This window comes from Palleronia sp. (assembly GCF_042089775.1).
GTDB lineage: Bacteria > Pseudomonadota > Alphaproteobacteria > Rhodobacterales > Rhodobacteraceae > Palleronia.
This window is the reverse complement of record NZ_JBELKF010000236.1, coordinates 1-2739: the sequence shown is the minus strand read 5'-3', so window position 1 is coordinate 2739 and position 2739 is coordinate 1. Positions and strand designations below refer to the sequence as shown.

Sequence of the window (2739 nt, the reverse complement as noted above, 5' to 3'; positions counted from 1 at the left end):
CCGAGCGTGATCGGCCCGCTCCGGCCGCCGGGCGCATCCATCACGGCGGTGCCGTCAGGCAGGCGCACGGCGCCCGTCTCGAAGGCCGCCTCGATCAGGTTCATTGGCGGTGCGCCCATGAAGCTGGCCACGAAGGTGGAGGCCGGGGAATGATAGATCTCGGCGGGAGTGCCGATCTGCTCAATCACCCCGCCGTTCAGCACGATGATCCGGTCGGCCATGGTCATCGCCTCGACCTGATCATGGGTGACGTAAATCGAGGTCACGCCGAGCCGGCGCTGGAGCGCCTTGATCTCGATCCGCATCTGGTTGCGCAGCTTGGCGTCGAGGTTCGACAACGGCTCGTCGAAGAGAAACAGCGCAGGGTCGCGCACGATGGCCCGGCCCATGGCGACCCGCTGGCGCTGCCCGCCCGAAAGCTGCGCGGGCTTGCGGTCGAGGTGGTCGGTCAGGTTCAGCATCCTGGCGGCCTCTTCCACCTTGGCGGCGATCCGGTCCCTTGGCGTTCCACGGTTCGCCAAGCCGTAGGCAATGTTGCGGCGCACGGTCATATGCGGGTAGAGCGCGTAGTTCTGGAATACCATGGCGATGTCGCGATCCGCCGGGCCCACGGTGTTCACCTCGCGCCCGTCGATGGTGAGCGTCCCCCCGGTGATGTCCTCCAGCCCTGCGATCATCCGCAAAAGCGTGGACTTGCCGCAGCCCGACGGGCCGACGAGCACCAGGAATTCGCCATCCTCGATCTGGAACGAGGTGGGCCGCACCGCCTCGAAGCCGTTGGGGTAGACCTTGTGGACGCGGTCCAATGTGACTTTTGCCATCCTTGTCGATCCTTACTTGTCGGACTCGGTGAGGCCCTTCACGAACCACCGCTGGAAGAAGACGACGACCAGTACAGGCGGCAGCACCGCCAAGATCGCCAGTATGTTGGAGCGGCCGAATTCTGGGATGTGGCCGCCTTCGAGACCTTGTGTAATCTGCTTGATCCCCTGGACGAGGGTGAACTTGCCCTCCTCGGTGGAGACCATTGTCGGCCAGAGGTACTGGTTCCAGCCGAAGACGAACATGATGATGAACATCGCTGCGATCATCGTCCGCGACAGCGGCACCAGGATGTCGATGAAGAATTTCACCGGTCCCGCGCCGTCGATCTTGGCCGCCTCCAGAAGCTCTTCGGGCACGGACATGAAGAATTGCCGGAAGAAGAAGGTCGCCGTGGCCGAGGCGATCAGCGGCACGATCAGCCCGGTCCAGCTGTTCAGCAGGCCCAGCTTCTGGGTGATCTCGTAGGAGGGAACGATCCGCACCTCGAGCGGCAACAGCAGCGTGGTGAAGATCAGCCAGAAGGCCAGCGTGGCGAAGCGCAGGCGGAAATAGACGATGGCATAGGCGGCCATCATGGAGATGACGATCTTGCCGAGGGCGAATCCCAGGCCCAGGATCATCGAGTTGCGGAACATGTTGAGCCCCGTCGTCTCGCCCGAAAAGCTCATGCTCTCGGTCAGCGCCTTGTCGAGGTTCGGCCAGAACCGGTCGCCGATCTCGAAGGAGGGGCCGGTCCGCATGATCTGCTCGTCGGGGATGGTGCTCATCTGGACCAGCATCAGGAGCGGCGCCAGCATGAAGAGGGCGCCGGCGATCAGCACGGCATGGTTGCCCACCGCGTCCCAGCGCAGCGGCCGGCGGTGACGCCGCGCCGAGGCCACCGGACGGGCGGCCCGGGCCTGCTCCGGCGGCAGGAGGATGGTGTGGGAAAGCTCGGCCATGATGCGCCTCAGGTGTAATGGATGCGCCGCTCGACGAGGCGGAACTGGAAGACAGTGAGCGCCAGCACCAGCACCATCAGCACGACCGATTGGGCGGAAGAGCCGCCGATGTCCTGCCCGCGGAAGCCGTCGAGATAGACCTGGTAGACGAGTGTCACCGGCTGGTCGCCCGGGTTGTTGCGCAAGATGGTGTCGATCATCCCGAAGGTGTCGAAGAGCGAATATGTGATGTTGATGATGAGCAGGAAGAACCCGGTCGGCGCCAGCAGCGGGAAGGTGACGGTCCAGAACCGGGAGACGCCCGAGTGGTTGTCGATCAGCGCGGCCTCGCGCACGGCGCGCGGGATCGACTGCAGCCCCGACAGGAAGAAGATGAAGTTGACCGGCACCTGCTTCCAGACGCTCGCCACGATCATCGCGAAGGCCGTGTCGAAATATTCGAGCCGGACCCGGAGCAGCCAGCCGAACTGGGCGAAGAGCTCGGTCAGCGGGCCCCAGCGCTGGTTGAAGACGATGAGCGCGATGAAGCCGGCCACCGGCGGCGCCACCGCATAGACCCACATCATCAGCGTCCGGTAGGTCCTGGCGCCGCGCAGCACCGTGTCGGCCTTGACCGCAAGAAGCAGCGCGATGGCCAGCGAGAAGAAGGTCACGAGAGAGGAAAACCACAGCGTGAACCAGGCGTTCTTCATGTATTGGGCGCTGTCCCACAGCCGGGTGTAGTTTTGCAGCCCCACGAAGGTCTCGCCGAAACCGAAGGGGTCTTCGAGGAAGAAGGAGGATCGCAGGGCCTGCCAGGCGGGCCAGTAGAAAAACAGGCAGATGATCGACAGTTGCGGCAGGAGCAACAGGATCGGCAGCCAGGGATTGTCGACGCCGGCGCGTTTCATCGAAGGGTCCTTGAACGGGGGGGGGCGGCCGCCCGGGGCGGCCGCCTTGGGTCTTGTGCCCGCAGGCTCAGTTGATGGCGGTC

The 2739-nt window shown here is 64.5% G+C and carries 3 protein-coding genes; all 3 read right to left on the bottom strand.

All coding sequences use genetic code 11. The features are described from left to right. A partial coding sequence (locus tag ACFDS3_RS20490) for an ABC transporter ATP-binding protein (protein ID WP_375264171.1) occupies positions 1 to 821 on the bottom strand: 821 nt, incomplete at its 3' end. Between the two features lie 12 nt (positions 822 to 833). Next, a complete protein-coding gene (locus ACFDS3_RS20485) occupies positions 834 to 1766 on the bottom strand; it encodes an ABC transporter permease subunit (protein ID WP_375264170.1) in 933 nt (310 codons plus the stop codon). Positions 1767 to 1774: 8 nt separating this feature from the next. Further along, a complete protein-coding gene (locus tag ACFDS3_RS20480) occupies positions 1775 to 2656 on the bottom strand; it encodes an ABC transporter permease subunit (RefSeq protein WP_375264169.1) in 882 nt (293 codons plus the stop codon). Positions 2657 to 2739 lie beyond the last annotated feature (83 nt).

Excerpts from the sequence above, each read along its gene's own strand:
- ACFDS3_RS20485 (WP_375264170.1), bottom strand. The coding sequence starts at position 1,766 with ATGGCCGAGCTTTCCCACACCATCCTCCTGCCGCCGGAGCAGGCCCGG.
- ACFDS3_RS20480 (WP_375264169.1), bottom strand. The coding sequence starts at position 2,656 with ATGAAACGCGCCGGCGTCGACAATCCCTGGCTGCCGATCCTGTTGCTC.